General features: G+C 75.4%; 22 protein-coding genes. 16 read left to right on the top strand and 6 right to left on the bottom strand.

What is annotated here, in order from left to right; translation table 11 throughout:
- Window positions 1-20: 20 nt before the first annotated feature.
- The gene (locus BJ999_RS41470) at window positions 21-1,094 is read left to right on the top strand and encodes a hypothetical protein (protein ID WP_218935271.1); all 1,074 of its coding nucleotides are present in this window, start codon (window positions 21-23) and stop codon (window positions 1,092-1,094) included.
- On the opposite strand, the gene BJ999_RS27960 is transcribed toward BJ999_RS41470, so the two are convergent.
- Both BJ999_RS27960 and BJ999_RS27965 read right to left on the bottom strand, forming a co-directional pair.
- Window positions 1,051-1,854 carry an enoyl-CoA hydratase gene (locus BJ999_RS27960; protein WP_179836024.1) on the bottom strand — a complete coding sequence of 268 codons (804 nt, stop codon included), beginning with the start codon at window positions 1,852-1,854 and terminating at the stop codon, window positions 1,051-1,053. The genes BJ999_RS41470 and BJ999_RS27960 overlap by 44 nt on opposite strands.
- A gap of 35 nt (window positions 1,855-1,889) precedes the next feature.
- On the bottom strand, window positions 1,890-2,534 hold the full coding sequence (locus tag BJ999_RS27965) for a class II aldolase/adducin family protein (RefSeq protein ID WP_179836025.1): 645 nt from the start codon (window positions 2,532-2,534) through the stop codon (window positions 1,890-1,892).
- A gap of 71 nt (window positions 2,535-2,605) precedes the next feature.
- On the opposite strand from BJ999_RS27965, the gene BJ999_RS27970 reads away from it, so the two are divergent.
- Window positions 2,606-3,523, top strand: a complete 918-nt coding sequence (locus BJ999_RS27970; protein ID WP_179836026.1) for a carbohydrate kinase family protein — start codon at window positions 2,606-2,608, stop codon at window positions 3,521-3,523.
- A gap of 25 nt (window positions 3,524-3,548) precedes the next feature.
- Here the strand turns inward: BJ999_RS27970 and BJ999_RS27975 are convergent, their stop codons facing one another.
- Window positions 3,549-4,190: an ACT domain-containing protein gene (locus tag BJ999_RS27975; RefSeq protein ID WP_179838870.1), complete on the bottom strand. Its 642-nt coding sequence runs from the start codon at window positions 4,188-4,190 to the stop codon at window positions 3,549-3,551.
- Window positions 4,191-4,385: 195 nt separating this feature from the next.
- On the opposite strand from BJ999_RS27975, the gene grpE reads away from it, so the two are divergent.
- From grpE to BJ999_RS28015, 8 genes are all read left to right on the top strand, one after another.
- Entirely contained in the window at window positions 4,386-5,039 is a 654-nt protein-coding gene (grpE, locus tag BJ999_RS43745) for a nucleotide exchange factor GrpE (protein WP_229810600.1), read from the top strand.
- A gap of 5 nt (window positions 5,040-5,044) precedes the next feature.
- Complete coding sequence (locus BJ999_RS27985; RefSeq protein WP_179836027.1) at window positions 5,045-6,628, top strand: Hsp70 family protein; 1,584 nt, start codon at window positions 5,045-5,047, stop codon at window positions 6,626-6,628.
- 28 nt (window positions 6,629-6,656) lie between these two features.
- A complete protein-coding gene (locus BJ999_RS27990; RefSeq protein ID WP_179836028.1) occupies window positions 6,657-9,323 on the top strand; it encodes a SaeA-related protein in 2,667 nt (888 codons plus the stop codon).
- On the top strand, window positions 9,323-10,567 hold the full coding sequence (locus BJ999_RS27995; RefSeq protein WP_179836029.1) for a TRAFAC clade GTPase domain-containing protein: 1,245 nt from the start codon (window positions 9,323-9,325) through the stop codon (window positions 10,565-10,567). The genes BJ999_RS27990 and BJ999_RS27995 overlap by 1 nt, the downstream gene beginning before the upstream one ends.
- A gap of 2 nt (window positions 10,568-10,569) precedes the next feature.
- Window positions 10,570-12,792, top strand: a complete 2,223-nt coding sequence (locus BJ999_RS28000; protein WP_179836030.1) for a GAP1-N2 domain-containing protein — start codon at window positions 10,570-10,572, stop codon at window positions 12,790-12,792.
- Complete coding sequence (locus BJ999_RS28005; RefSeq protein ID WP_179836031.1) at window positions 12,789-14,510, top strand: TRAFAC clade GTPase domain-containing protein; 1,722 nt, start codon at window positions 12,789-12,791, stop codon at window positions 14,508-14,510. Before BJ999_RS28000 ends, BJ999_RS28005 begins: the two co-directional genes overlap by 4 nt.
- Before the next feature lie 117 nt (window positions 14,511-14,627).
- Window positions 14,628-15,239, top strand: coding sequence for a malonic semialdehyde reductase (locus BJ999_RS28010; RefSeq protein WP_179836032.1), 612 nt, complete (start codon window positions 14,628-14,630; stop codon window positions 15,237-15,239).
- A gap of 28 nt (window positions 15,240-15,267) precedes the next feature.
- On the top strand, window positions 15,268-16,512 hold the full coding sequence (locus BJ999_RS28015) for a multidrug effflux MFS transporter (RefSeq protein ID WP_179836033.1): 1,245 nt from the start codon (window positions 15,268-15,270) through the stop codon (window positions 16,510-16,512).
- A 21-nt stretch (window positions 16,513-16,533) separates the two neighbouring features.
- On the opposite strand, the gene BJ999_RS28020 is transcribed toward BJ999_RS28015, so the two are convergent.
- Window positions 16,534-17,169 carry a TetR/AcrR family transcriptional regulator gene (locus BJ999_RS28020; protein WP_229810599.1) on the bottom strand — a complete coding sequence of 212 codons (636 nt, stop codon included), beginning with the start codon at window positions 17,167-17,169 and terminating at the stop codon, window positions 16,534-16,536.
- A 137-nt stretch (window positions 17,170-17,306) separates the two neighbouring features.
- Between BJ999_RS28020 and BJ999_RS28025 the strand changes: the two genes are divergently transcribed.
- The 5 genes from BJ999_RS28025 (at window position 17,307) to BJ999_RS28045 (ending at window position 22,935) form a co-directional block, all read left to right on the top strand.
- The gene (locus tag BJ999_RS28025) at window positions 17,307-18,287 is read left to right on the top strand and encodes a phosphotriesterase family protein (protein ID WP_179836034.1); all 981 of its coding nucleotides are present in this window, start codon (window positions 17,307-17,309) and stop codon (window positions 18,285-18,287) included.
- A 106-nt stretch (window positions 18,288-18,393) separates the two neighbouring features.
- Entirely contained in the window at window positions 18,394-19,479 is a 1,086-nt protein-coding gene (locus BJ999_RS28030) for a S1C family serine protease (RefSeq protein ID WP_229810598.1), read from the top strand.
- Between the two features lie 62 nt (window positions 19,480-19,541).
- Window positions 19,542-21,836 (top strand): FdhF/YdeP family oxidoreductase, encoded by a 2,295-nt coding sequence (locus tag BJ999_RS28035; RefSeq protein WP_179836035.1) that lies wholly within the window; start codon window positions 19,542-19,544, stop codon window positions 21,834-21,836.
- Between the two features lie 55 nt (window positions 21,837-21,891).
- Window positions 21,892-22,173: a DUF6882 domain-containing protein gene (locus BJ999_RS28040; RefSeq protein ID WP_179836036.1), complete on the top strand. Its 282-nt coding sequence runs from the start codon at window positions 21,892-21,894 to the stop codon at window positions 22,171-22,173.
- Window positions 22,174-22,281: 108 nt separating this feature from the next.
- On the top strand, window positions 22,282-22,935 hold the full coding sequence (locus BJ999_RS28045) for a DUF1707 SHOCT-like domain-containing protein (RefSeq protein WP_229810597.1): 654 nt from the start codon (window positions 22,282-22,284) through the stop codon (window positions 22,933-22,935).
- A gap of 81 nt (window positions 22,936-23,016) precedes the next feature.
- Here BJ999_RS28045 and BJ999_RS28050 read toward each other — a convergent pair whose 3' ends face one another.
- Window positions 23,017-23,724 (bottom strand): TetR/AcrR family transcriptional regulator, encoded by a 708-nt coding sequence (locus BJ999_RS28050; protein WP_179836037.1) that lies wholly within the window; start codon window positions 23,722-23,724, stop codon window positions 23,017-23,019.
- Between the two features lie 126 nt (window positions 23,725-23,850).
- On the opposite strand from BJ999_RS28050, the gene BJ999_RS28055 reads away from it, so the two are divergent.
- Entirely contained in the window at window positions 23,851-24,864 is a 1,014-nt protein-coding gene (locus tag BJ999_RS28055; RefSeq protein ID WP_179836038.1) for an alcohol dehydrogenase catalytic domain-containing protein, read from the top strand.
- On the opposite strand, the gene BJ999_RS28060 is transcribed toward BJ999_RS28055, so the two are convergent.
- A complete protein-coding gene (locus BJ999_RS28060) occupies window positions 24,851-26,260 on the bottom strand; it encodes an amidase (protein ID WP_179836039.1) in 1,410 nt (469 codons plus the stop codon). The genes BJ999_RS28055 and BJ999_RS28060 overlap by 14 nt on opposite strands.
- Between the last annotated feature and the right edge of the window lies 1 nt (window position 26,261).

Below are 26,261 nucleotides of genomic sequence, written 5' to 3' on the forward strand. Positions count from 1 at the left end.
CGCGCGGAGAGGCTCGTCCCATGGAATCGGTCGGGAGGCTGTGGCCGCGCTGGGCGGGATACGCGGCCGGGGCGTGGACGTTGGGCGCGGTCGGGGTGGTCCTCTACTGGGCGGGCGGCGGGGACGCCGGGTCACCGCTGGCCGGAGCGCGGGCGGCGGCGTGGGTGATCGCCGCCTGCCTCGGCGTCGGCGGGATCATGGCGGTGTCGAGTGTGCGCGGCGTGGGGCGGCAGATGCCGCGGTGGTGGCCGCTCACCGGGCTCTGGACCGCGTGCGCGCTGGCGGGGGCCGGAACCTTCGGATTCGTGATGAACGCGCTGCAGCTCGTCTTCGACGGAACGGTCGACGACTGGCCGAGGTTCGGCGTCGAGGCCCTGTGCGCGGTGGGCGCGGCCCTGCTCGCGGGGACGGCCCTTGCCTACCAGCGCGGCACGGCGGGGACGTGCGCGCGGTGCGGCCGGGCGCACGCCGAGGCGGGGACGGTCAAGGCCCCGGCGCCGGTGTCCCCCGCACCGCGTGCGGTTCGGTGGGCCGCCTATGGCGGGGCGCTCGGGTTCGCGCCCTACGTCGCCATGAAGACGACGTGGGCGTTCGGGGGTTCCTTCGCGGGGATCGAGGGCGAGCAGGTCGTCGCCGAGTTCGAGCGCAACGGCGCGTCCGGGCTCGTCCTCACGCTGGAGAGGTACGGGCTGGACTTCACCACCCTCTCGGCGCTCGCCGGCGTCTTCCTGCTGATGGGGCTCACACACACATGGGGGCAGGTCTTCCCCCGGTGGGCGCCGCCGCTGGCCGGGCGCAGGGTGCCGCGCTGGCTGCCGCTCACGCCGGCCTGGCTCGGCGCCCTGACGCTCGGCCCCTACGGGGTCGTCGGGTCCGTCGCGTACCTGCTACCGCCCGTCCTCGGGCTGGGCGGCCTCCCTCACGACGGGCTCATCAGCGGATGGCCCGGCTGGACGGTGGCGGCGTGCGGGATCGGCGCGTTCGCCGCCTACGGCGTGGCGCTGGGCGCCGCGGCGTGGTCGTACCAGCGGCGGACCCGGCCGGTGTGCGTCAGTCCTGGAAGTCCGGCGGCCGGTGCTCCCTCCGCGCCCTGATCGCCTCTTCGAAGTTGTGGGTGGTGAGGCGGACGTACAGCTGGGCGAGGCCCTCCTGCCCCATGTGGGCGTCCAGGCTCGCGGCGTCCAGGCTCGACCACAGCATCCGCTTCGTCAGCTCGGTGCCGGGGCGGCTGAACCCGGCGATCCGCTCGGCCAGCTCGTAGCAGGCGTCGAGGAGCTTGTCGCCGGGGACGACGCGGGACAGCAGGCCGATCCGCTCGGCCTCGGCGGCCTCCACGTCGCGTCCGGACAGCATCAGCTCGAACGCGCGGGACGCGCCGATCGCGCGCGGCAGCAGGTAGCTGAGGCCGAGCTCGCTCGCGGTCAGCCCGTTGTTGATCCCGGCCGCGCGGAACAGGGCCGTCTCCGCGCCCAGCCGGATGTCGGCGGCGAGCGACAGGCACAGGCCGCCGCCGATCGCCGGGCCGTTGACCGCCGCGATGACCGGCTGGTGGACGCGCCGCATCGCCCGCACCACGTCGTCCAGCAGCTCCATCGAGCGCAGCGCGATCGTCGGGAGCGTCAGCCCGTCGATGCCCGGGATGTTCCCCGGGTTCTCCAGGTCGGCCCCGGAGCAGAATCCCCGCCCGGCGCCGGTGATGACGACGACGCGGGTGCCGTTGTCGCGGCTGACCTCCTCCAGGGCCTCCCGGAAGGGGACCATCACGTCGAACGCCATCGCGTTCATGCGCTCGGGCCGGTTGAGGGTGATGAGGGCGACGTTCGGGCGCGGCCTGTCGACCAGGACGAAGGGCAAGGCGGGCCTCCCAGAGTGACCTAACAAGCGTTAGGTTACACGCGGGGGAAGTCGGGCGGCGCGAGCCCCCGCTCGACCACCTTCGCCAGCTCCTCCTCCGTCAGGACGCGCGGCTCCCCGATCGTCCTGGCGCGGACGTACACGCCGCAGAGCCACTCCAGCAGACGCGCGTTCTCGTACGCCTCCTCCAGGTCGCGGCCGATCGTGACGCCCCCGTGGTTGGCCATCAGCGCGGCGCGCTTGCCGCCCGCCATGGCCGCCCGGACGTTCTCCGCCAGTTCGGGCGTCCCGTAGGTGGCGTACTCGGCGACCTTCACCACGCCGCCGAGCAGCAGCGTGTTGTAGTGGATCGGCGGCAGCTCGGACATGGTCGTCGCCACCACGGCGCCGTAGGTGGAGTGCGTGTGCACGATGGCGGCGGCCGGGGTCGTCTCGTAGAGGGCGAGGTGCATGGGCGTCTCGGACGACGGCGCCTTGTCCCCGTCGACCCAGTGTCCCGCGATGTTCACGACCGGGCAGTCGGCCGGCTCCATCCGGTCGAGCATCATCCCGCCCGGCGTGACCGCGACCAGGTCGCCCGACCGGACGCTGATGTTGCCGGACGCGCCCGTCACGAGCCCGGTCCCCGCCAGCCGCCGCCCGATCCCGCACAACGCGTCCCGCTCGTCCCTCAGCAACATGCGAATACCTCTCACATTTTGTGGCCTGCACGGCGTACGCTACGGCCCTGGCGATCACGAAGGGGCCCGTCATGACCGTCGTCACTCTCGGCGCGCACATCCTGGACGTGCTCGCCCGCCCGGTCGAGGGCATCCCGGACGGCCAGGACACCGTCGTCGTCGAGCAGATCCGGGTGACCGCGGCGGGCGCCGCCGCCGGGACCGCCGTCGCCCTGGCCCGCCTCGGCAACGAGGTCGTCTCGGTCGGCGCGATCGGCGACGACGACCTCGGCGACCTGCTGGTCACGATCATGACGCGCGAGGGCGTGGACGTGCGCGGGCTCGTCCGGCGGTCGGCCGACCAGACCAGCGCGTCGATCCTGCCGATCCGGCCGGACGGCGGGCGGCCGAGCTTCCACGTCCCCGGCGCGAACCTGACCCTCACCGCGGACGCGGTCGGGCCGGGCCTGCTGGCCGCGGCGAGCGCCGTGCACCTCGGCGGCCCCGACGTCACCTTCGGCCTCAACGACCCGGCCTTCTTCGCCGTGCTCGCCGCCGCCCGCGAGGCCGGCACCGTCGTGACGATGGACCTGCTGTCCAACATGCCCGACCTGCTGGACGGCGCCGCCGCGTTCCTCCCCCACGTCGACCACTTCCTGCCGAACGGCGAGCAGGCCGCCCTCATGACCGGCGAGGACGACCCGGAGAAGGCCGCCGCCGCGCTGCTCGCGCGGGGGCCGGGCACGGTCGTCGTCACGCTCGGCGGGGACGGCAGCCTCGTCGCCACCGCCGAGGGCGCGCACCGGCTGCCGGCGCTGCCCGTCGAGGTGGTCGACACGACCGGCTGCGGCGACGCGTACTGCGCGGGGTTCATCACCGGCCTCACGCACGGCAAGGACGTGCTGGAGGCCGCGCGCTGGGGCACCGCGGCGGCGGCCACCGTCGCCCAAGGGCTCGGCTCCGACGCCGGCCTCACCGACCTGGACGCGGTCCTCGCCCTGCTGGACTGACCCGGAGCCGAAGCGGCACGGGCGCTCAGAGCGGGGCCGCGCCGCGGACACGGTGCAGGACGGCGTTCGCGGCGCCGGCGAGCTGCTCCAGCCGGAACACCTCCGTCCGGTGGAACGGCGGCGCGCCCGTCCGGGCGACCACCAGCGCGACCCCGCCCGCGGCGAGCGGGCAGACCGCGAACCGCGTGCCGTCCTGCGCCGTGAACGCGCGCGGCCGCAGCGGCCGCAGCTCCGGCAGGACGGCGCCCGGCTCGCCGCCGGCGCTGGCGTGCACCAGGACCGCCTCGTCCTCCCCCTTCAGCTCGGCGAGGCCCGCCCAGTCGGCGCTCAGGATGGCCGGGACCGCGTCGGCGAGGATCTCCAGGCCGCGCTCCGGGACGGCGGCGACCTGGCCGATCACGGCCGCGTCGGGGAAGGCGCCCTGCGGCTCGGCGGTCGGCCAGATCCCGACGACCTCCACCCCCGGCACCGTTCCGAGCCCCCCGGCCAGCCGCTCGGAGTCGGCCCCCGCGGGCCACGCGACGGTGAAGTCGTCCATCGCCCGGCCGTTGTCGCGCTCCAGCACCGCCATCTGGACGACGTCCGCGCCCGCCGCGCCCAGGGTGCGCGCGACCTGTCCCAGCGAACCGGGACGGTCCGGCAGCCGCACCCTTATCCGCAGCAACATCGCCACCTCCAGTCTCCGTGCGAGGTCCCCAGCTTCGGCGACACCCGTTTCCCCCGTGTTACCCAGACGTGTCGTCCCAAGAAAAGCGGCACGCAAACTCGGTGCTGGAACGGCGGGCACGGGTCAAACTAGAGTCCGGTGGAGGTCATCGGTTGGCCTGACGTCTCCTGCCGCCCAGCATTAAGGTGACTCTACGTGTCGAGGGACGGGGAACCCCCAGTCAGCGAAGCCTCCGGTGCCGGGCCCGAGCCGGGGCGCGCCGGGAACGCCGGGAACGCCGGGGCGGGAGACGCCGGCGCGGTGCTGCACGCCGAGGTGCGGGACGCCCTCGCCGGGCTCACCGCCCGCCTCGACCGCGAGCGGGAGCGCGCGGAGCACCGCGAGGCGGTCATCGACCGGCTGCACGAGGAGAACCAGCGGCTGCGGCGCGGGGAGCTGCAGGCGATGCTGGAGCCCGTCCGCGCGGCGCTTTACCGGCTGCACGACCAGGCGCGCCGCGAGTCCGACCGGCTCCGCGCACCCGATCTCACCGAGGCGCCCGACCCGCGGCGGACGGCGGTGCTGCTGGCCGCGGTGGCCGACGACGTCGCCGACGCGCTCGCGCGGCTCGGCGTCGAGCGGTTCACCGTCGAGCCGGGCGCCCCCTACGACGCGTCCCGGCACCGTCCGGTCGCGGTCACGCCGGTCGACGACCCCGTGGCGGACGGCACCGTCACGACCGTGCAGTCCGACGGGTTCGAGCAGAGCGGGAAGGTGCTGCGCAAGGCGGCGGTCAGCGTCGGCAGGCTCGCCGAGCCGGCGCCCGCCGGCGAGGCGGCGCACAACGGACAGACGACGAACAGCGGGTGAGGGACATGGCCGTCTACGGGATCGACCTGGGAACGACGTACTCCTGCATTGCCTCCATCGACGATGTGGGCCGGCCCGCCGTCCAGCGGAACCTGGAGGGCACCGACACCACCCCGTCGGTCGTGTTCTTCGAGAGCGGCGAGAACGTCGTCGTCGGCCAGACCGCGAAGGACACCGCGGTCCTGGAGCCCGACAAGGTCGTCAGCCTGATCAAGCGGGACATGGGCCGGGACGTCACGCGCCCCGTCCACGGGATCGACTTCACTCCCGAGGAGGTGTCGGCGTTCATCCTGCTGAAGCTGGCCACTGACGCGCGCACCACGACGGGCGAGGAGGCCCGCGACGTGGTCATCACCGTCCCGGCCTACTTCGGCGTGGCCGAGCGCGACGCGACCCGCAAGGCGGGCCGCATCGCGGGGCTGAACGTCATCGACATCGTGTCCGAGCCGATCGCCGCCGCGATCACCTACGGCGTCCTCAACCCCGAGAGCGACCGCACGATCCTGGTGTACGACCTCGGCGGCGGGACGTTCGACACCACGGTCATCGCGCTGCGCGAGGGCCACATCGAGGTGGTGTGCACCGACGGCGACCACGAGCTCGGCGGCGCCGACTGGGACGCCCGGCTCGTGGAGCACCTGGCCGAGCGGTTCCGCGCCGAGCACCCGGGCGCCGGCGACCCGCTGGACGACCGGCAGACCGAGCAGCAGCTGCGCCGCGACGCCGAGGACGCCAAGAAGGCCCTCACCACCCGCACGTCCCACACCGTCCGGGTGATGCACGGCGGGCGGGTCGCCTCGGTCGAGGTGACGCGGGAGAAGCTGGAGGAGCTGACCAAGGACCTCCTCGACCGCACCGTGGAGATCACCGGCCGGACGCTGGCGACCGCCGCCGAGAAGGGCGTGGAGGACTACGACGACCTCGTCCTCGTCGGCGGCTCCACGAAGATGCCGGTCGTCGCGGCGCGGCTGCAGACCGAGCTCGGCCTCGCCCCCCGCCTCCAGGACCCCGACCTCGCGGTCGCCAAGGGCGCCGCCCTGTACGCGTTCGAGGAGACCTACCGGCGGCTCGTCCGGGAGGGCGCCGCCGAGCGCGCCGAGGAGATGGCGAACCGGGCGGGCCTGTCGGCCGAGCAGCAGCGGCAGATCGCCGGGCGGCAGATCAGGACGGTCGCCTCGCACGCGTTCGGGATCGTGGTCGTCGACCGGGACACCGGCGCCGAGAGCGTCGCGCACCTCGTGCACGCCAACGACGAGCTGCCCGCCGCCAAGACCGAGGACTTCTTCACCGTCTACGACGACCAGGCCTCGGCCGACATCCGGGTGATGGAGCAGGCCGGCGTGGTGGAGTCCGCCGACCTGATCGACAACACCGAGATCGCGACCGGGGAGATCCGCGTCCCGCCGGGCAAGAAGGCGGGCTGGCCGATCGGGGTGACGTTCGCGCTCGACTCCTCCGGCCTGCTGAACGTCACGGCCATGGAGAAGGAGACCGGCGAGCGGCTGGAGCTGAAGGTGGACGTCGGCGGCATGTCGGAGGAGGAGGTCGAGCGCTCCCGCAAGGCCCTCTCCCGGGTCCAGGTCAGCTGAACGGGCCGCGGATCCCCTGGAGGCGCCCGTGGCGTTCGACGAGGACTACCTGCGGGAGGTGCTGGAACCCGCGCGGGCCGCGGGCGACCGGCCCCCCGAGGACCTGCGCGTCCGGTACGCGCTGGAGGGCCCACCGTCCTCCAACTCCCACCCACCGCCATTCGACGGACTCACTGGGGCGGCCGTCGCGGCGCGGGTCAGGCAGGTCCGGCAGTGCTGGCGGCGGGCGCGCGGGCAGCTGAAGTACCGCAAGCTCATCGACCGGCTGGAGGCCGAGCACCGCGAGCTGGCGCCGCTGTTCTCCGCCGCCGAGCGCGGCGACCCGCGCCCGCTGGAGGCGCGGCTGCGCGGCGGCCGCGAGCGCGCCGAGCGCCGCCTCGGCGAGGCCCGCGCCCGCCTCGCCGACGCGGCCGGGACGCTGCGGATGGCCACGCCCGCGGAGGTCGAGGCCATCGCCCGCACCACCGGGGTGCGGGGCGCCGAGCTGACGGATCTCGCCGCCGCCGACGGCGTCGAGATCCGCGAGCCCGACCCGCTGCCGTCCGCCGCGCCCTATCCCGCGTACCGGAAGGTGCGCGAGTCGCTGGAGATCCTCGGCAACCGGCACCTCACCGACTTCCTGTTCGGCGCCCGCCTCACCGGCCCGATCCGCGTCCTGGACGGCTTCGCCGTTGCGGGCGGCGAGCCGCGCCCGGACGCGGACGCGGTCGCGGCCGCCGGAGCCGAGTGGGCCCGCCGCAGCCGCGACACCACCACCACCCACGCCGACACCGTGCTGGCGGCGCTGCGCTCGGGCGCCGACCTGCCCGGGCTGCTGCTGTTCGACATCGCCGACCGGCTCCGCGAGCGCCTGCGGCAGCGGGCGTCCGAGCGCGCCCTGCTCCGGTACGCCGCCGAGGAGCTGGGCGTCGAGCAGGGCGACGCCCGCCGCCTGGTGTTCGCCGTCGTGCGCGAGACCGACCCGGGCGGCGGCCTCGCGGGACGGCTCCGGGCGCTGCTGGACGCCGGCGACGTGCACGCGGCGACCGGGCTGGCCGACGCCGCGCGGGTCCCGCACCCCTCCCCCGGCGCCGAGCCGCCCGAGGAGGAGGTGCTCGCCGCCGAGGCCCGGCACCGCCTCGGCACCGCGCTGCGCCTGCGCGAGGCCGCGTCCGGCGAGCCCGACCCGGACCGCGCCCACCGCCTGCTCGCCGACGCGCTGCGCCTCGTCCGGGACCTCCCGGACGCCGCGGCCCGCCAGCGGCGCCTGCCGCCGCGCCCGGTGCCGGCGGTGCACCTCGACGTCGACGGCGCGTCGGTGCGGCTGTCCTGGGAGGATTCGCCGTCCACCGGGGGCGAGGTGGCCCACCACGTCGTGCGGCGGGAGGGCAGGGCGCCGCGCGACGCGCGGGACGGCACGGCCGTCGGCGGGGCGCTGGACACCCGTCCCCCGGTCAACGTGCCGCTGTACTACGGGGTGGTCGCGGTGCGCGGCGAGGCCGCCGCGGCGCCGGCGGTGGCCGGGCCCGTGGTCGTGCGGCCCGAGCCGGCCGACGTCGAGCTGACCGCCGGCGACGGGCAGGTCACGGGACGCTGGCGGTGCCCCGCGGAGGCGGTGCGGATCGTCGTGGCGCGGGAGGGCCGGACCGTCGCGGCGGGCCGGGACGGGTTCCGGGAGCGCGTCCCGAACGGGCGGACGCACCACTACCGGATCGCCGCCGTCTACCTCGACGCGTCCGGGCACGAGGTCGTGACGGACGGGGTGCGGGCGTCGGCGACGCCGAGCGCGCCGCCCGAGCCGGTGTTCGAGCTGACCGCCGAGACCGACGCGTCCGACCCCGGGCTGGTGCGGGCCCGGTTCGCGGCGCCCGCGCACGGGACGGTGGAGCTGGTGCTCTGCCAGGGCCCGCCGCCGTGGCCGCGCAGCGCGCTCGTCCCGCTGGAGGAGGTGCGGCGGGAGACGCGGCGGCTGGCGTGCGCGCAGGCGGAGGGCGGGCTCGCGGTGCGGCCGGGCACCGGGGGGTGGCTGCTCGCGGTGACGGTCGCGGAGGGCACGGCCGCGATCGGCGCCTACCACCGGCACGTGAACCTGCCGCCGCCGCGCCGGCTGGTCGCCGAGCGGCGGGGCGCGTACGTGCACGTCGGGTTCGACTGGCCGCCGGACGTCGCGGAGGTCGACGTCGCCTACCGGATCGGGCGCGACACCGGAACGGAGGCCGCGCGGTCCGGTGGCTCCGCGCACGTCCCGGTCCAGGCCGCGCAGAGCGTCACCCGGGCCGCCTACGACACCCAGGGCGGGATCCGGCTGCCCGTCCCCGAGGACGCGCCCGTCGAGCTGTCGGTGGCCGCGGCCGGGACGGTGGGCGGTGCGCGGATGACCGGCCCGCCGGCGACGGCCGAGGTCGCGGCGCGCACGATCGTCCATTACGACGTGCTGCGGTCGGGCCCGCCGTGGCGGCGGACGCTGACCCTCCGGCTCACCTCGTCCCGCCCGCTGCGGGTGGCGCGGCTGTCGCTGGTGCTGCGCGCCGGGCGCGTCATGCCGCAGCGCGCCGCCGACGGCGAGGTCCTCGGCGCGTGGGACGGGGTGCCCGTGCCGGGCGAGCTGTCGCTCGGCGCGCCGTCCGCGTCCGGGCCGTACTGGCTGCGGTGCTTCGCCGACGACGGCGCCGTCGAGCTGAGCGATCCCCCCGTCCGCCGACTCCAGGTCCCCTGATGACGAGACCCCTGGCCCGGGTGGGAATCCCCGGCGTGCCGTCCCGGCAGGGCATCACCTGCCCCTACTGCTTCGCCTCCGTCGCGCCGCAGCGGATCCTGTTCCGGTGCCGGGGGCAGTCCGGGCGGCGGCAGGGCTGCGTCCCCGTCCTGGACGAGCGGCTGGCCGAGTACACCGGGTCGACGGCGGGGGCGTCGCTGCCGCCGGCGTTCGCCGCGCCCGGGCGCAAGGGCCGGGCCGACTGCCCCGGGTGCGGGCTGCCGACCGGGAACCGCGCCTGCCCCGAGTGCCACAACCCGCTGCCGTCGGCGTACTGCGACTCCCCCGGCCGCATCGTCGCGCTCGTCGGGGCGAAGAACGCCGGGAAGAGCACCTACATCGCCGTCCTGCTGCACGAGTTGATGAACCGGGTCGGGACGGAGCTGGACGCGTCGCTGGTCGCGTGCGACGACCGGACCATCGAGCGCTACAAGCGCGACTTCGCCCGGCCCCTGCTGGAGGAGCGGCGGCTGCTGCCGACGACGCCGAGCGCCGCGACCGGCCCGCGCGAGCCGCTGGTGTACCTGCTCACCCGGACCCGGGCTCGCAAGGGCCGCTTCTCCCGCCCCCGCAACGACTCGCTCGCGCTGGTGCTGTTCGACACCGCGGGCGAGGACCTGCGCAGCCGCGAGGCCACCGACCTGCACCTGCGGTACCTGGAGGCCGCCGACGCGATCATCTTCCTGGTCGACCCGCTGGAGCTGCCCGGCGCGCGGCCGGGCGTGCTGGACGCGGTGCCGGGCCCGCGTGCGGGCGGGGACGATCCGGGCGGGGAGCCGCTGGACGTCATCGCGCGCGTCACCGAGGCCCTGCGGCTGCGGCACGGCACCCGTCCGGGCGAGCCGCTGCCCGTCCCGGTCGCGGTCGCGCTCACCAAGATCGACGTGCTGCGGCCGGGGCTGCTGCGCCAGTCGGCGCTGCACCGGTCGCGGTCCGGGCAGGGCGTCCTCGACCTCGACGACAGGGACGCGGTGAACGAGCAGGTCCGCGCGCTCCTGCACGACTGGCAGGCCGGGCGGCTCGACACCTACCTCGGGCAGCAGTACGCCGACCACGCGCTGTTCGGCCTGTCGGCGCTCGGCGGCGTCCCGGAGGAGGGGCGCGTCGGCGCGGGCGGCGTCCGGCCGTACCGGGCGGAGGATCCGCTGCTGTGGCTGCTGTACCGGTTCGGGATGCTCGACGGCGTCCGCCCGGAAGGGGCGTAGAGGTGGCCTGGCAGCTGCACTACACCTCCGCCCGGAGCGGGCCCACCGGCCGGGCCGGGTTCCAGTTCGTCGCCGAGACGCCCGGCCTGCCGGACGGGACGCGGGCCGCGGTCACGCCGTACCTGTCGTACCGCCCGCCGCCGGACGCGCCGCTGTCGCCTGGCGACGCCGAGCTGGACCTGTTCCCCGTCTCGCTGCTGTACGACGAGGTGGACGGCCGGCCCCTGCTGCTGCGCTGCCGCTACCTCGGCCGCGACTACTCGGGCCGCTACGGCAACTTCTTCGCGCACGCCGTGGTGGCCGAGCCCGAGGAGCTGGAAGGGCTGCGGCCCGCCGAGCTGTGGCAGGCCGCGCACTGGACGCCGCTGCCCGCGCCCGGGGCCGTCCTCGACCCGCTGGAGGAGCTGACCCCGGGCTCCGCGCTCGACCCGGAGGCCCTCGCCGGGTGGCTCGCCGCCGCCGGGCCGGGCGACCCGTACGCGCTGCTCGCCCGGCTGGTGGACGCCGTCGCGGGCGTGCTGGGGCGGGGTCACGGGCGGGTCGTCCTCGTCGCCGACGACGTGGAGGCGATCGCACGCTGGATCGCGGTCGTGTCGTACTCGCTGCCGGTCGCGGCCGCGGCCCGGCTGTCGTTCGTCACCTACACCGCCGACCCGGAAGGCGCCGCGCAGCGCGTGGTCGGCACGACGCCCGCCGTCTGGGCGACCGCCCAGAACCACGCCTCGCACGCGTCCGCCTTCGACCTCCGCGACGCCGTCCCGGACGGCCGGGCCGGCCGCTTCGCCAGGACCGTCGCCGGCTGCTGGCGCGCCCGCGACTTCGGCGGCCTGGACGCCCTCGCCGAGCTGGCGCCGCCGGACGACCCCGCACGGGAGGGCGCCGCCGCGCTGCTGGCGCTGTGCAGGGGCGACGGGAGCGTCACGCCGGACGAGGAGGGCGCGGCGGCGGAGCTGCTGGCCCGGCGCGGGACCGCCATCCCCGCCTGGGTGTGGCGCGACCTCGCGCACGGCGTCCCGTCCATGGGCCTCGATCTCGCGCTCACCGTGCACGAGCGGGCGCGGGCGGCGGGAGCGGCCGACCTCGCCCCCCGCTGCGCGCGCCGCGTCGGCGAGCTGGTCTCCGAGAGGCTCTCCGGTGCGTCCCGCCTGGCGGAGGTCGCGGAGGCGGCCGGTGTGGCGGAGCGGACCGGCGTCCCGGCCGATCCTCGCGAGGTGACGGCGTCGGCGGCGCGTTGCGTCCGGCGCGGCCTCGCCGAGCTGAAGGACGCGCTCGCCGGCTGCCCGGTGGGACTGCGGGACGCGCTGCTGGACGGGGTCGTCGCCGGGCTCGCCGGATCCGGCGACCGGGCGTCCGTCCTCACCCCCGAGACCTGCGACCTGCTCCACGAGCACGTCGGACGGCTGCGCGCCGCGCCCGGGGTCGCGGCCGCCGTGCTGGCGTCGGTCGGGCGGAGGCATCCCGGCCGCCGGGTCGCGGTGACGGGCGAACTGCTGCGCCTGGACGGCGGCGGCTCCCTCGACATCGGCGGGGCGCTCCGGGAGATCTGGGCGACGCCCCCGTCCGCCTCCGCATGCCTCGACCTCCTGGACGCCTGCGGGCCGGCGCCGCCGCCCCCGGCGCTGGCCGAACTGCCGTCCCGGACCTTCGCGCGGGTCGCGTCCACCGGCGGCGACGGCCTCACGGACCCGGCGACCCTGCGGCTCGCCGAGCGGGTCCGCGAGCTCATGCCGGACGGGCGCGCCGGGCGCGACGCCGCCCTCGTCCAGGCATACGGGATGGCCATCACCGCGGGCGCGCCGCGGGCCGCGCGGGCGCTGGAGCGCCTCGCCGAACCCGGCGGCGCCACCGAGCGCCTCGCCCGCGAGGCGTTCGCCGACGCGGCGCGGCGGCTGTCCCCCCGGCCGCCCGGGTTCCGGGCGGAGCTGCTGGCGGCCGTGCCCGCCCCCGTCAGGGCGCGGCTCGCGGAGCGGTGGACGGCCGAGCTGCCCGGCCGCGTCCGCGCCGGCCGCGCGCCGCTGCGCGGCGGCGAGGTCGAGCGGCGCAACGAACTGGTCGAGGTCGTGCTTCGGCTGCGCGGTCGCGGCGCGGCCGAACCGTCCCTGGAGGCGTGGGCGCGGGCGGCGGCCCGGCGGTGGCTCGCGGCCAAACAGCTCGACTCCCATCTGGCGCGCCGCCCCGAGCTGCGGGCCGAGCTGCGGGCCCTTCTCGCGGAGGGCGCCCCGTGAACCCCGTGATCGTGCTGCTGCTGATCGCCGTGTGGCTGGGCGCCATGTGGCTCGGGTTCATGTACGTGTTCCCCGTGCTGTTCGCCGCGACGCTGGTCGTCGCCGGGGCCGCCGCGCTCGGCGTGTACTACCTGCACGCGTGCCGGACGCTCGCGCCGTCCACGCTGGAGGGGCCCTCGCCGGTCGCCGAGCCCGCCGTCGCCTACCGGCACTACCTGCTCGGCCAGGTGTGGCGCGACTGGTGGACGATCAGCCGCACGGTCGTCCCGCAGGTGTACCGGACGGCCCGGAGCGTGGTGCTGAGCCTGACGCGGACGCTTCTCGGCGGCCCGTGGGGGTTCTTCGTCTTCCCGGTCTGGCTGGCGCTGTGCGCGGGCATCGTCGCCGCCGCCGTTCCCGCGTCGGTGTTCGTCCTCGCGCTGACGGTCCTGTACGGGCTGGTCGCCTCGGTCGGGCTCGCGGCGTGGCTGGCGTGCGTGCTCGTCCTGGCGGCGGTCGAGCGCGTCTTCATGGGGTACGGCCGCATCCTGCAGACGTGCCCGCACCCCTTCTGCTACGAGCGGATCGGGCTGCCGGAGTACGCGTGCCCGAGCTGCGGCGCGCGGCACCGGCGCCTGTCGCCGGGGGCGGGCGGCGCGTTCCGGCACGTGTGCCGCTGCGGGGCGCGGCTTCCCACGACCGTCCCGCTCGGGCGGTTCCGCCTGGCCGCGTACTGCCCGCACTGCGGCGGGCGGCTGCCCGAGCGCATCGGGCGCGTCCGCGTGGAGCCCCTGCCGTTCGTGGGCGGACCGGCCGCCGGCAAGACCACCTTCATGGTCCTCGGCATCCGGGCCCTGCACGCGCGGGCCCGAGCCGTGCACGGGCGGCTGTCGTTCGTCGAGCAGCGGCACGCGCAGGCGTACGCGGGCGCGATACGCGAGTTCCAGCGCGGCGGGCGCCTCGCCAAGACCGGCCCCGAGCTGCCCCTGGCCACCATGGTGGACGTGGAGCTGCCCGGCCGCGCGCGGCGCATCCTCTACCTGTTCGACCCCGCGGGCGAGCACTACACGGGCGCGACGGAGGTCGAGTCGCTGCGCTACCTGGACCACAGCGAGGCGCTGCTGTTCGTCGTGGACCCGTTCGCGCTCCCCCAGCTACGCCGGTCCCTGACCGGGGACGAGAGGGAGTTCGTCGACGAGGCCGCCGCCTCGTCGGAGGAGGACCCGGCCGACACCCTCCAGCGGGTGCTGAACGAGCTGCGCTCGCGCCCCGACCAGGGGCGGCAGAAGCGCGTCGCCGTCGTCGTCACCAAGACGGACCTGCTGCTGCGCACGGAGATCGGCCGCAGCCTGGACCCGGGCGCCGACCCGCGCGAGTGGCTCGACCGCGTCGGGCTGGGCAACACCGTGCGCACCCTCGACCAGGTCGCCGCCCAGGTGCGGTACTTCGCCTCCGGCCTCGGCACCGAGCCCGCCGCCGTCGCCGACCTGCTCGGCTGGGTGACCGGACTGCCCGCCGCGGGCGCGCCGGACGGCGAACGCGCGCCCGCAGACGTCCCCCCGGAGCCGCCGGGGACGGCGCCGCTGCGCGCCCCGTGGCCGGTGCGCGGCCGGGACGCCGGCCGTGTGCCCGCCGGTTACCAGGTGGGACGCTGGGCCGTGCTCGCCGGTGTGTCGGTCCTGACCGTCGTCACGATCGCGGGCGCAGTCGTCGCGGCGGCCGAACGCCTCCCGTTCTGATCGGCCGCCCGGACGCCGCTCCCAAGGGTGTGAGGCAGGCCACTATCTGACGTGGAAGATAACGGACCGTCATCGCATTGACCTCTTCGGAAAGCTTCCCCGTCCGAGAGGCGCCCCATGACGACGACCACGACCCAGAGCCCACTGGTCCTGGACCCCGCCGCCCAGGAGCTGTTGTTCCGCGAGGCCCGCACCGCCAACGCCTTCACCGGCGAGCCGGTCGGCGAGGAGCAGGTCCGAGCGATCTACGACCTGGTCAGGTGGGCCCCGACCGCCATGAACGCCCAGCCGCTGCGGATCGTGGACGTGCGCAGCCGGGGGGCGCGCGAGCGGCTGGTCCCGCTGATGAGCGAGGGCAACCGCGCCAAGACCGCGACGGCCCCGCTCACCCTCATAGCCGCCGCCGACGAGGACTTCCACGAGCACCTGCCGGTCACGTTCCCGCACCGGGAGGGCGCCCGCGAGTCCCTGCGGGACAGCCCCGCCAGGCCGCAGATGGCCCGGTTCAACGCCTCCCTCCAGCTCGGCTACCTGATCCTCGGGATCCGCGCCGCCGGTCTCGCCGCGGGACCCATGAGCGGCTTCGACGCGGACGCCGTCGAGAAGGAGTTCTTCCCGGAGGGCAACGTCCGCCCCATCGCCGTGATCAACGCGGGCCGGCCCGCCCCGGACGCCTTCCGGCCCCGCAACCCGCGCCTCGACCCCGCGCAGGTCATCACCACCGTCTGAGCCTCCCCGCCCCCGCTGGAGTCCCCCCATGACCGAGGCGGCCCCCTCCGCCGGCTCCGAGCTGTGCGCGCCCCCTCCGGCCGGCCGCAGGCCGGTGCTGGTCCTCGTGCTGGGCGCGCTGACGGCGATGGCGCCGCTGTCGATCGACATGTACCTGCCGGCGCTGCCCCGGTTGTCGGCGGACCTGTCCACGGGCGCCGTGCAGGCGCAGCTCACGCTGACCGCGTGCGTCGTCGGCCTCGCCGTCGGGCAGGCGGTCGCCGGGCCGCTGAGCGACAGGCTCGGCCGCCGCCGCCCGCTGCTGGCCGGTCTCGCCGCCTACACCGCGGCGTCGCTGCTGTGCGTCGCGGCGCCGAGCGTGGAGACCCTCATCGCGCTGCGGCTGGTGCAGGGCGCCGCGGGGGCGGCCGGGATCGTGATCGCGCGGGCGATCGTCCGGGACCTGTACGACGGCGTCGCCGCGGCCCGGTTCTTCTCGGTGCTGATGCTGGTGAACGGGTCGGCGCCGATCCTGGCGCCCGTCCTCGGCGGCCAGTTGCTGCGGGTCGTGCCGTGGCCGGGCGTGTTCGCCGTCCTCGCGGCGATCGGCGTGGCGCTGTTCCTCGGGTCGCTGCTCGGGCTGGCGGAGACGCTGCCGCCCGGACGGCGCGAGACGGGCGGGCTGCGGGCGACGGCCGCCGCATGCCGGACGCTCGTCCGGGACCGCGCCTTCACCGGATACGGACTGGCGATCGGCTTCTCGTTCGCGGCGCTGTTCACCTACATCTCGGGATCGCCGTTCGTGCTGCAGGACATCTACGGGATGTCGCCGCAGGGGTTCGGCATCGCCTTCGGCGTCAACTCCCTCGGCATCGTGGCGGCGGGGCAGGCGGGCGCGGCGCTCGCCGGGCGGGTCGCGCTGACCCGGCTGCTGGCCGCCGGGCTCGCCGTCGTCGCCGCGGGCGGGGCGGTCCTGGTGGCCGCGGTCCTGGCCGGGTGGGGGCTCGGCGGGGTGCTGCCGGGCCTGTTCCTGGTCGCGTCGGGGCAGGGGCTGATCGGCCCGAACGCCACCGCCCTGGCGCTGGCGGGACGCCCGCCGCGGATGGCCGGGACGGCGTCGGCGCTGCTCGGGGTGGCCCAGTTCGCGCTGGGCGGCGCCGCCGCCCCGCTGGCCGGCGTCGCGGGGCCGGGCACCGCCGTCCCGATGGCCGTGACCATCGCCGCACTGGCGGTCCTCGCCGCGGCCGTCACCGCGGTCGCCGCCCGGACCCCGGAGGGCGTGGCGCGGCCCTGACGCCGCGTCCCGCCGGCACCGTCAGGCCGTGGGCCGGTCCAGGGCGTCGAGGATGAACCCGGCGACCTCGTCGGCGAGCCGGGCGGCGGGCTTGGGGCCGTTCGCGCGGTACCAGGACGGCATCTGGTTGACCATGCCGAGCGCGACGATCGTGATCGTCTCGGCGGGGGTCCCGGTGCCGAACACGCCGTCCCGCTGGCCCTGCTCGATGAGGCCCCGGAACGTCACGTGGTAGCGGCGGCGGTCGGCGCGGACCGAGCGCATCCGGGCGTGGTCCAGCCGGTGCATCTCGCGTGCGAACACCTTCGCCTCGTCGATGTGCTCGGCGGTGCTGCGGATCAGGCCGGTCAGCACCGCGTGGACGGCCTCGCGCGGCGGCAGCCCCCGCGCCAGCACGGCGCCGAGGTCGGCGAGCTGGCGGGCGATCAGCGAATGGTAGATCTCGTAGAGCAGGTCGTCCTTGGAGTCGAAGTAGTGGTACAGCGCGCCCTTGGTGACCTCGGCGGCCTCCACGACGCTCTGCACGGGCGTCCCGTCGAAGCCGCGCTCGGCGAACAGCCGCAGCGCCGCGTCCAGGATCCGCCGCTCGACCTCGCTCTGCCGGACGGGCGCCGTGGACTCCGGCACCGGGCCGGGCATCGACTCGGCCTGCGTCACCTGCGCACCTCCTTCGCGCGCCGCATTGACTCCGGTGTGCCCCGCGCTCTAGCTTGCCAGAAACCGACCGGTCGGTATGCCCCCCCCGACGGGCCAGTATCGCACCCGCAGCAGCACCGCGCACCGCAGGAGAATCGATGCCCGCAGTTGAGACCGTCCGCGGCCCCGTCGACGCCACCGCCCTCGGGCGCACGCTGATGCACGAGCACGTCTTCGTGCTCGGCACCGAGAACGTCCAGAACTACGGCGCGGGCGACTGGTGGGACGAGGAGGAGAAGGTCGCCGATGCGGTCGGCAAGCTGCGCGAGCTGGCCGGGCTCGGCGTCACCACCATCGCCGACCCCACGGTGTGGGGGCTCGGCCGCTACCTCCCGCGGATCCAGCGGGTCAACGAGCAGGTGCCGGAGCTCAACATCATCGTGGCGACGGGCATCTACACCTACAACGACGTGCCGTTCCAGTTCCACCACCGGGGTCCCGGCACGCTGGTGGACGAGGGCCCCGACCCCATGATCGCCGACTTCACCCGGGACCTGACCGAGGGCGTCGCCGGGACGGGGGTCAGGGCCGCCTTCCTCAAGTGCGCCGTGGACGCCCCGGGCCTCACCCCCGGCGTCGAGCGGGTGCTGCGGGCCGTCGCCGCGACGCACCGGGAGACGGGCGCGCCGGTCACCGTGCACACCGAGAGCTCGATCCACGCGGGCCGGACGGTCGTGGACCTGCTCGGCAAGGAGGGCGTGGACCTCGCCAAGGTCGTCGTGGGGCACGCGGGCGACAGCAACGACCTGGACTACCTGATGGAACTGGCCGACACCGGCGCGATCCTCGGCATGGACCGCTTCGGCCTCGACATCATCAACCCGACCGCGGAGCGGGTCGCCACCGTGGCGGCCCTGTGCGAGCGGGGCTACGCCGACCGGATGGTCCTCAGCCACGACGCGTCCTGCTTCATCGACTGGTTCGGCCCCGACCCCGCGACGGTGCCCGCGATGCAGCCGAACTGGCACTACCGGCACATCAGCGAGGACGTCCTGCCCGCCCTGCGCGCCGCCGGCGTCTCCGACGCGCGGATCGACCAGATGCTCGTGGAGAACCCCCGCCGCTACTTCACCCGCTGAGCCCCGGCCGGCGCCGGCCCGACGCCGGCGCGATGTCCCCCCTTACGTCGGACTAATCCCCCGAAATCGGGAATCATGGGAGGAACCTGCGGGAGGAGGCATCCAGGTGAGCGAGGACTCCGGGCGCCGCCGCGCCCGCGCCGCGATCCCGTTGCTGCTGGTGGCGCTCCTGGCCCTCCTCGCCCCCGGCTGCCGGGTCGTGGAGAGCGGCACCCCGCAGGACGTCCCGCCGTCCGTCACGGCGAGCCGCCACAAGCACGCCAAGCCCAGCGGGCGCCGGCCCGGCGTGGTCAACATCGAGACCGAGCAGACGCTGAACGGCACCCGCGCCGCCGGGACGGGCATCGTGCTCACCGCGTCCGGCCTCGTGCTGACCAACAACCACGTCATCCAGGGCGCCACCGCGATCAAGGGGACGGACGTCGACAACCGCCGCGGCTACACCGCGGAGGTCGTGGGCTACGACCGGGCGGGCGACATCGCGGTGATCCGGCTCTCCGGCGCGACCCGGCTGAAGACCGCCGCGTTCGCCTCCGCGGGCGGCGTCGCGGTCGGCGACGCGGTCACCGCCGTCGGCAACGCGGGCGGCAAGGGCGGCATGCCGTCGGTCGTCACCGGCAAGGTCACCGCGCTGGGGCAGTCCGTCACCGCGCGCGACGACAGCAACGGCACCTCCGAGCGGCTCACCGGGCTGCTCGAGACGAACGCGCCGATCCGGCCGGGCGACTCCGGCGGGCCGCTGCTCGACACCTCCGGCAAGGTCATCGGCATCAACACCGCGGCGTCCTCCGGTTTCTCGGTGAAGGGCGCCGAGAAGCGCAGGGACCACCGGGGCTACGCCATCCCGTCCGACCGGGCGCTGGAGACCGCGCGGCAGATCCAGCGCGGCGAGGCGTCCTCGACCGTGCACATCGGCCGCACCGCCATGCTCGGCGTCAAGGTCCGCCCGAACGGCCGCTCCCCCGGCGCGCTGGTCGCCGAGCTCGTGCCCGGCTCCCCCGCCGAGGCCGCCGGGGTCCCCGTCGGCGGCGTCATCGTCGCCTTCGGCGACGCCGCGGTCGACACCCCGTCCGCCCTCACGACCCTGATGCTGGCCCGCCATCCGGGCGACGCCGTCCGGATCGAGTGGACGACGAGCCAGGGCGACCGCAGGACGGGCACCGTCCACCTGACGGAAGGCCCGCCCCAGTAACGCGCCGGACCGGCGCCGGCGTGCGACAGTGGGATCGCCGCCCGACCACGAGGATGTGCCCTATGACGCGCAAGGCGCCCGCCGACGACTCCGACGACGCCGATCTGGAGGTCTCGAAGCCGAAGACCTGGGCGGCGGGCGTTCCCGGAGTGACGGCCGCGCTGCGCCACTCCTACGCGCAGATGGGCGTGCGGCGGACGGCGCTGACGCTGCTGCGCGTCAACCAGAAGCAGGGGTTCGACTGCCCGGGCTGCGCCTGGCCGGAGGGCGACCACCGGCACGCGGCCGAGTTCTGCGAGAACGGCGCGAAGGCCGTCGCGGAGGAGGCGACGGCGCGGCGCGTCACCCGGGAGTTCTTCGCCGAGCACGGCGTCGAGGAACTGGCCGGGCGGTCCGACCACTGGCTCGGGCAGCAGGGGCGGCTGACCGAGCCGATGGTGAAGCGCGCCGGGTCCGGGCACTACGAGCCGGTGTCGTGGGATGAGGCGTTCGGCCTGCTGGCGTCCGAGCTGAACGCCCTGGACTCGCCGGACGAGGCCGTCTTCTACACCTCCGGGCGGACGAGCAACGAGGCCGCGTTCGCCTACCAGCTGTTCGCGCGGGCGTTCGGCACGAACAACATGCCCGACTGCAGCAACATGTGCCACGAGTCGTCCGGGTCCGCGCTGAGCGAGACGATCGGCATCGGCAAGGGCTCGGTCCTGCTGGAGGACCTCTACCGGGCCGACCTCGTCTTCGTCGTCGGCCAGAACCCGGGGACGAACCACCCGCGGATGCTGTCGGCGCTGGAGCGGGCGAAGGAGGAGGGCGCCCGCGTCATCGCCGTCAACCCGCTGCCCGAGGCGGGGCTGATGCGGTTCAAGAACCCGCAGCGCGCCTCCGGCATGGCCGGGCGGGGCACGGTGCTCGCCGACCGGTTCCTGCAGATCCGGCTGAACGGCGACCTCGCGCTGTTCCAGGCCCTCAACCGGATGCTGCTGGAGTCGGACGCGCCGGGCGCCCTCGACCGGGAGTTCCTCGACGCTCACGCGCACGGCTTCGCGGCGTTCCGCGAGCACGCCCTCGGCCTGGACTGGGACGACGTGCTGGAGGCGACCGGCCTCACCCGCGAGGAGATCACCGCGACGCTGGGCGACGTCCTCACCGCCGAGCGGATCGTCGTCTGCTGGGCGATGGGCCTCACCCAGCACCGCAACTCCGTGCCGACGATCCGCGAGATCGTCAACTTCCTGCTGCTGCGCGGCAACATCGGCCGGCCCGGCGCGGGCGTCTGCCCGGTGCGCGGTCACTCCAACGTGCAGGGCGACCGGACGATGGGCATCTGGGAGCGGCCGAAGCCCGCCTTCCTGGACGCCCTCGCCGCCGAGTTCGGGTTCGAGCCGCCCCGCGAGCACGGGCTGGACACCGTCGAGGCGATCCGCGCCATGCGCGACGGCAGGGCGAAGGTGTTCCTCGGCATGGGCGGCAACTTCGTCCGCGCCACCCCCGACTCGGCCGTGACGGAGGCGGCCCTGCGCGGCTGCCGGCTGACCGCGCAGGTGTCGACCAAGCTCAACCGCTCGCACGCGGTGACCGGCGAGGTGGCGCTGATCCTCCCGACGCTCGGCCGCACCGAGCGCGACGTGCGGGAGACGGGGCCGCAGATCGTCTCCGTCGAGGACTCGATGGGCATGGTGCACGCCTCGCGCGGCCGCCTGGCCCCGGCGTCGAGGCACCTGCTCTCGGAGGTGGCGATCGTCTGCCGGCTCGCCAGGGCGGCGCTGCCCGGCTCGGGCATCGGCTGGGAGGCGATGGAGCGCGACTACGACGTGATCCGCGACCACGTCTCCCGGGTCGTCCCCGGCTTCGAGGGCTTCAACGCCCGCCTCCGCGAGCCCGGCGGCTTCACCCTCCCCCACGCGCCCCGCGACGAGCGCAGGTTCCCGACGGCGACCGGCAAGGCCAACCTCACGGTGAACGAACTGGAGGTCCTGCGGGTCCCCGAGGGGCGGCTGCTGCTGCAGACGATCCGGAGCCACGACCAGTACAACACCACCGTCTACGGCCTGGACGACCGCTACCGGGGCATCAAGGCGGGACGCCGCGTCGTCCTCGTCAACCCCGCCGACCTGGCCCGCCTCGGCATCGCCGACGGCGCGATCGTCGACCTCGTCTCGGAGTGGCCGGACCGCGCCGAGCGCCGCGCCCCCGCCTTCCGGGCCGTCTCCTACCCGACCGCGCCGGGCTGCGCGGCGGCCTACTTCCCGGAGACGAACGTCCTGGTCCCGCTCGACAGCACCGCCGAGATCAGCAACACCCCCACGTCCAAGTCCGTCGTCGTCCGCCTGGAGCCGGCGTCCGGAGGCCCAGGCGCGTGATCATGCTTCTCCTGAACGCGACGTAGCCCGACCGCACATGTCCTAGGGTCGCCGGATGGACGCCTTCAGTGACGCTCTGCTCGATCTGTGCGCTCCGCACCTGGGCTGGGCCATCGAACAGTTCGACGTCTTCTGTTCCGTCCTCCCGGAGGGGGCCGTCCGGATCGACGCCGGCACCGGCGTCGCCCGCGTCGGGGACCTGGAGCTGCGTGCCGACCTGCTGGGAACCTATGCCGAGGACGCCACCTTCCAGTGGGCTTGGGCCAAGCGAGTCGCTCTCAGCCACGACGGCACGGTGAACCACGCGACCTACGGCCTCCAGGGCACCCTCGCCTAGGCCACCACGTGCGCGGGCTCACGTCCGGCGCCGCGAGGCTCCGGCCGCCCCTGGCGGCGTCGTCGCGCTGACGTGGTCGTGGCGTGCACGCTGGTCTAGGCTCATCGCATGACGAACCTCCCCGAGCATGCCGGAACGCCCGGGCCGCCGGAGATGCGGGCCGGCGACGCCGACCGCGAGCGGGTCGCGCAGGTGCTGCGCGACGCGGCCGGCGACGGGCGCCTGACGCTCGACGAGCTGGAGGAGCGGCTGGACGCGGTCTACTCGGCCAAGACGTACGGGGAACTGGCGCCGATCACCCGTGACCTGCCGGGGCCGGGCGGGGCCATGCCGCCGCTGCCGCTGTCCGGGGCGGACTGGCGGCCGGTGGAGGGCGCGCCGACCTGGAAGATCGGCATCGGGATCATGAGCGGGTTCCTGCGCTCCGGCGTGTGGAACGTCCCGCGCACGTTCACCGCGTTCGCGTTCTGGGGCGGCGGCAAGATCGACCTGCGCGAGGCCCGGTTCGACGAGGGCACCGTGACGATCCGGGCCCTGGCGATCATGGGCGGGTTCGAGATCATCGTGCCGGACGACATCACCGTGCACGTCAAGGGCCTCGGCATCATGGGCGGCTTCGACCAGCGGGCGAGCGGCCCCGGCGTGCCCGGCTCCCCCACGGTCGTCGTCAAGGGCCTGGCGTTCTGGGGCGGCGTCGGCGTCAAGCGCCGCAAGTCCGACCGGCAGAAGAAGAAGCGCCGGCGGGAACTCGAAACCGACTAGGTCCCTGGACCTTCCACCACCCCGAGTACGACCGGACGACCGCTGCCGGAACCGCGCCGCAGGACGCTCGCAGAGCCACGGCTAGCCCGCGACGCGGTCCAGCCATTCGCTGAGCAGGGCCGCCTCCGAGGGGGTCAGGGCGGGCGGCGGGGCGGCGGCCAGCGCGGCCTTCAAGGCCACCGCCTTCAGGGCCACCGCGTGGGAGGGCGGTGCCGCGTCGGCCTGGGCGGCGTCCTCGACGGTGACGGCCGCCAGGACCGCCTCGCGCGTCCGGACGGACGTGTCCCGGTCCGCGTCCTCGCCGGCGGGGCTCGCGATCAGTGTGAGGGTCACCCCGACGCCGGCGGAGTGGATGACGCGCGCGGCGGTCTCGACGGGGACCCGGAGCCGTCCCGCGCGCGCGATGGCCTCGATCAGGCCGAGCAGGATGCGATGCGCCTCGTCCGCGGCGGCGGGGGTGCGGGACGTCCCGTACATCAGGGTGTAGAACGCCGGGTGGGTGACGCCGTACTCGACGTGCAGGTCCCATCCGCGGCGCAGGTCCTCGATGGGGTCGCCGGTGCTGCCCTGCGCGCGCTTGCTCGCCAGGTACTCCTCGAACCCGTGCGCCGCGACGGCGTCGAACAGGCCCTGCTTGTCGCCGAAGTGGTGGTAGAGGGTCGGCGCCCCGACCCCGGCGGCGGTGCAGACGGCCCGCGTCGAGACGGGCTCGCCGTCCGACTCGGTGAGCAGCCGTGCCGCCGCGCGCACGATCCGGTCCCGCGTGGCGCGGTCCTTCTGAGCAGTCACAACAACGATGTTACAGATATTTCCGAATCGTTGCTAAGGATGAGCTCTGTAGCGTGACTACAATCCTTCTTATATCAACGCTATGGACGGCCGTGCGGCCGTCACGACACGAGAGGGGGCGCCGCCATGCGCAGCGCCGTGCTCACCGCCCCGGGCGGGCCGCTGGAGATCGTCGAGCGCGAGGAGCCCCGGCCCGGCCCCGGCGAGATCCTGGTGCGGGTCACCGCCTGCGGGATGTGCTTCTCCGAGGTCAACCACCTGCGGGGCCACTACCCGTTCGGAACGTTCCCCGTCGTCCCCGGACACGAGATCAGCGGCGTCGTCGCGGCGCTCGGCGAGGGCGTCGACTGGCCGGAGGTCGGCACCGCGGTCGGCGCCGCCTGGCTGCACGGGTCCTGCGGCCACTGCGACCAGTGCGCCCGCGGCGACCAGATCCTGTGCACGGGCGCGCCGAAGCAGGTCACCGGCGTCAACCGCGACGGCGGGTACACCGAGTACTTCGTCGGCCGCGCCGGGTTCGTCACGCCGCTGCCGGACGGCCTGGACCCGGTCGCCGGCGCGCCGCTGATGTGCGCCGGCCTCACCGCGTTCAACGGGCTCCGGCAGGCCGGGGCCGCCGCCGGGTCGAAGGTGGCCGTGCTCGGCACCGGCGGCGTCGGCACGATGGCCCAGCGGTTCGCCGCCGCGATGGGCGCCCGCGTCGCCGTGGTGTCGCGGTCGCGCCGTGCCGAGAAGGAGGCCCTCGGCCTCGGCGCCGACCTGTTCGTCGCGACCGACGAGCAGGACCCGGCCGAGGCGCTGCGGGCATGGGGCGGCGCCGACCTGGTGGTCAACACCGCGCCCGACACCGCGACGGGGCTCGCCGCGTTCGGCGGCCTGCGCCCGGACGGGACCCTGCTCTACCTCGGCATGGGCGCCGAGAACGTGAGCGTGCCGCCGATGGCCCTGGTCGCCGGCCGGCTGCGCGTGATGGGCGTGCCGTCGGGCTCCCCGCACGACCTGCGCGACACCCTCGCGTTCGCGGTGGCGCACGGGATCGTCCCCGAGGTCACCCCCGTCACGCTGGACGAGGCCCCGGGCGTCCTCGCGGCGATGGACGAGGGCGCCCACCGGGGCCGCGCGGTCATCACCTTCGTGTGAACCGCCTCCACGGCCGCGCCCGCTCGTAGGCGGCGCACGCGGCCATCACCAGGGCGTCGGCGTGCCGGGCGCCGACGACCTGGAGACCGACGGGCAGGCCGCGGGAGGTGAAGCCGCACGGCAGGCTCGCCGCGGGCTGCTGGGTCATGTTGAACGGGTAGGTGAACGGGGTCCAGCCCGTCCAGCGCGGGGAGGGCGAGCCCGGCGGGACCTCCGGGCCGGCCTCGAACGCGGCGATCGGCATCGTCGGGGTGAGCAGCAGGTCGTAGCGCTCGTGGAACAGGCCCATCACCCGGCCGAGCTCCATGCGGCGGGCCGTGGCCGTCAGATAGTCCAGCGCCGAGTACCGCGCGCCCTGCTCGCAGATCTCCCGCAGGCCCGGGTCGAGCAGGCCGCGCTCCTCGGGCGACAGGTGCTCGACGACCTTGGCGGCGCCCGCGAACCACAGGACCTCGAACGCCTCGACCGGGTCCCCGAAGCCGGGGTCGACCCGCTCGACCTTCGCGCCGAGCTCGGCGAAGACCTCGACGGCGGCCGCGACCGGCGCCGCGACCTCCGGATCGACCTTCGCGAACCCGAGGTCGGGGCTGAACGCGACGCGCAGGCCGGTCAGGTCGTCCCGCCCGGCGCCGGCGGCCCCGGCCTCGGCGAACGCGACGTCCGGCGGCGGCAGCGCCGACCAGTCGCGGCCGTCGGCCCCGCAGACGGCGTCGAGCAGCAGGGCCGCGTCCGCCACGGTGTTGGTCATGGGGCCGGTGTGCGCGAGCGTCCCGAACGGGCTCGCCGGGTAGTGCGGGATGCGGCCGTACGTCGGCTTGATCGTGAAGGTGCCGGTGAACGCGGCGGGGATGCGCACCGAGCCGCCGCCGTCGGTGCCGAGGGCGAGCGGCGCCATGCCCGCCGCCACCGCCGCCGCCGCGCCGCCGCTCGACCCGCCCGGCGTGCGGGAGGGGTCCCACGGGTTGCGGGTGACGCCGGTCAGCGGGTTGTCGGTCACGCCCTTCCACGCGAACTCCGGCGTCGTCGTCTTGCCGACGAACACCGCGCCCTGCTCGCGCAGGCGGGCGACGGACGGCGCGTCCTCGTCCCAGGGGCGGGCGGGGTCGATCGTCCTGGAGCCGCGCAGCGTCGGCCAGCCGCGGGTGAGCAGGACGTCCTTGATGGAGACCGGCACGCCGTCCAGCGGCCCGAGCGTCGCGCCGCGCCGCCACCGCTCGGTCGCGGCGCGCGCCATGTCGAGGGTGGTCTCCTCGTCGAGGAGGCAGAACGCGTTGAGCTCCGGGTCGTCCCGCTCGATCCGGGCGAGGACGGCCCCGGCGGCCTCGACCGGGGACAGCGCCCCGGCCCGGTACTCCGCGAGCAGTTCGGTCGCGGTCAGATCGGCCGCATCGGCCATG

This window comes from Actinomadura citrea, assembly GCF_013409045.1.
GTDB classification, from domain to species: domain Bacteria; phylum Actinomycetota; class Actinomycetes; order Streptosporangiales; family Streptosporangiaceae; genus Spirillospora; species Spirillospora citrea.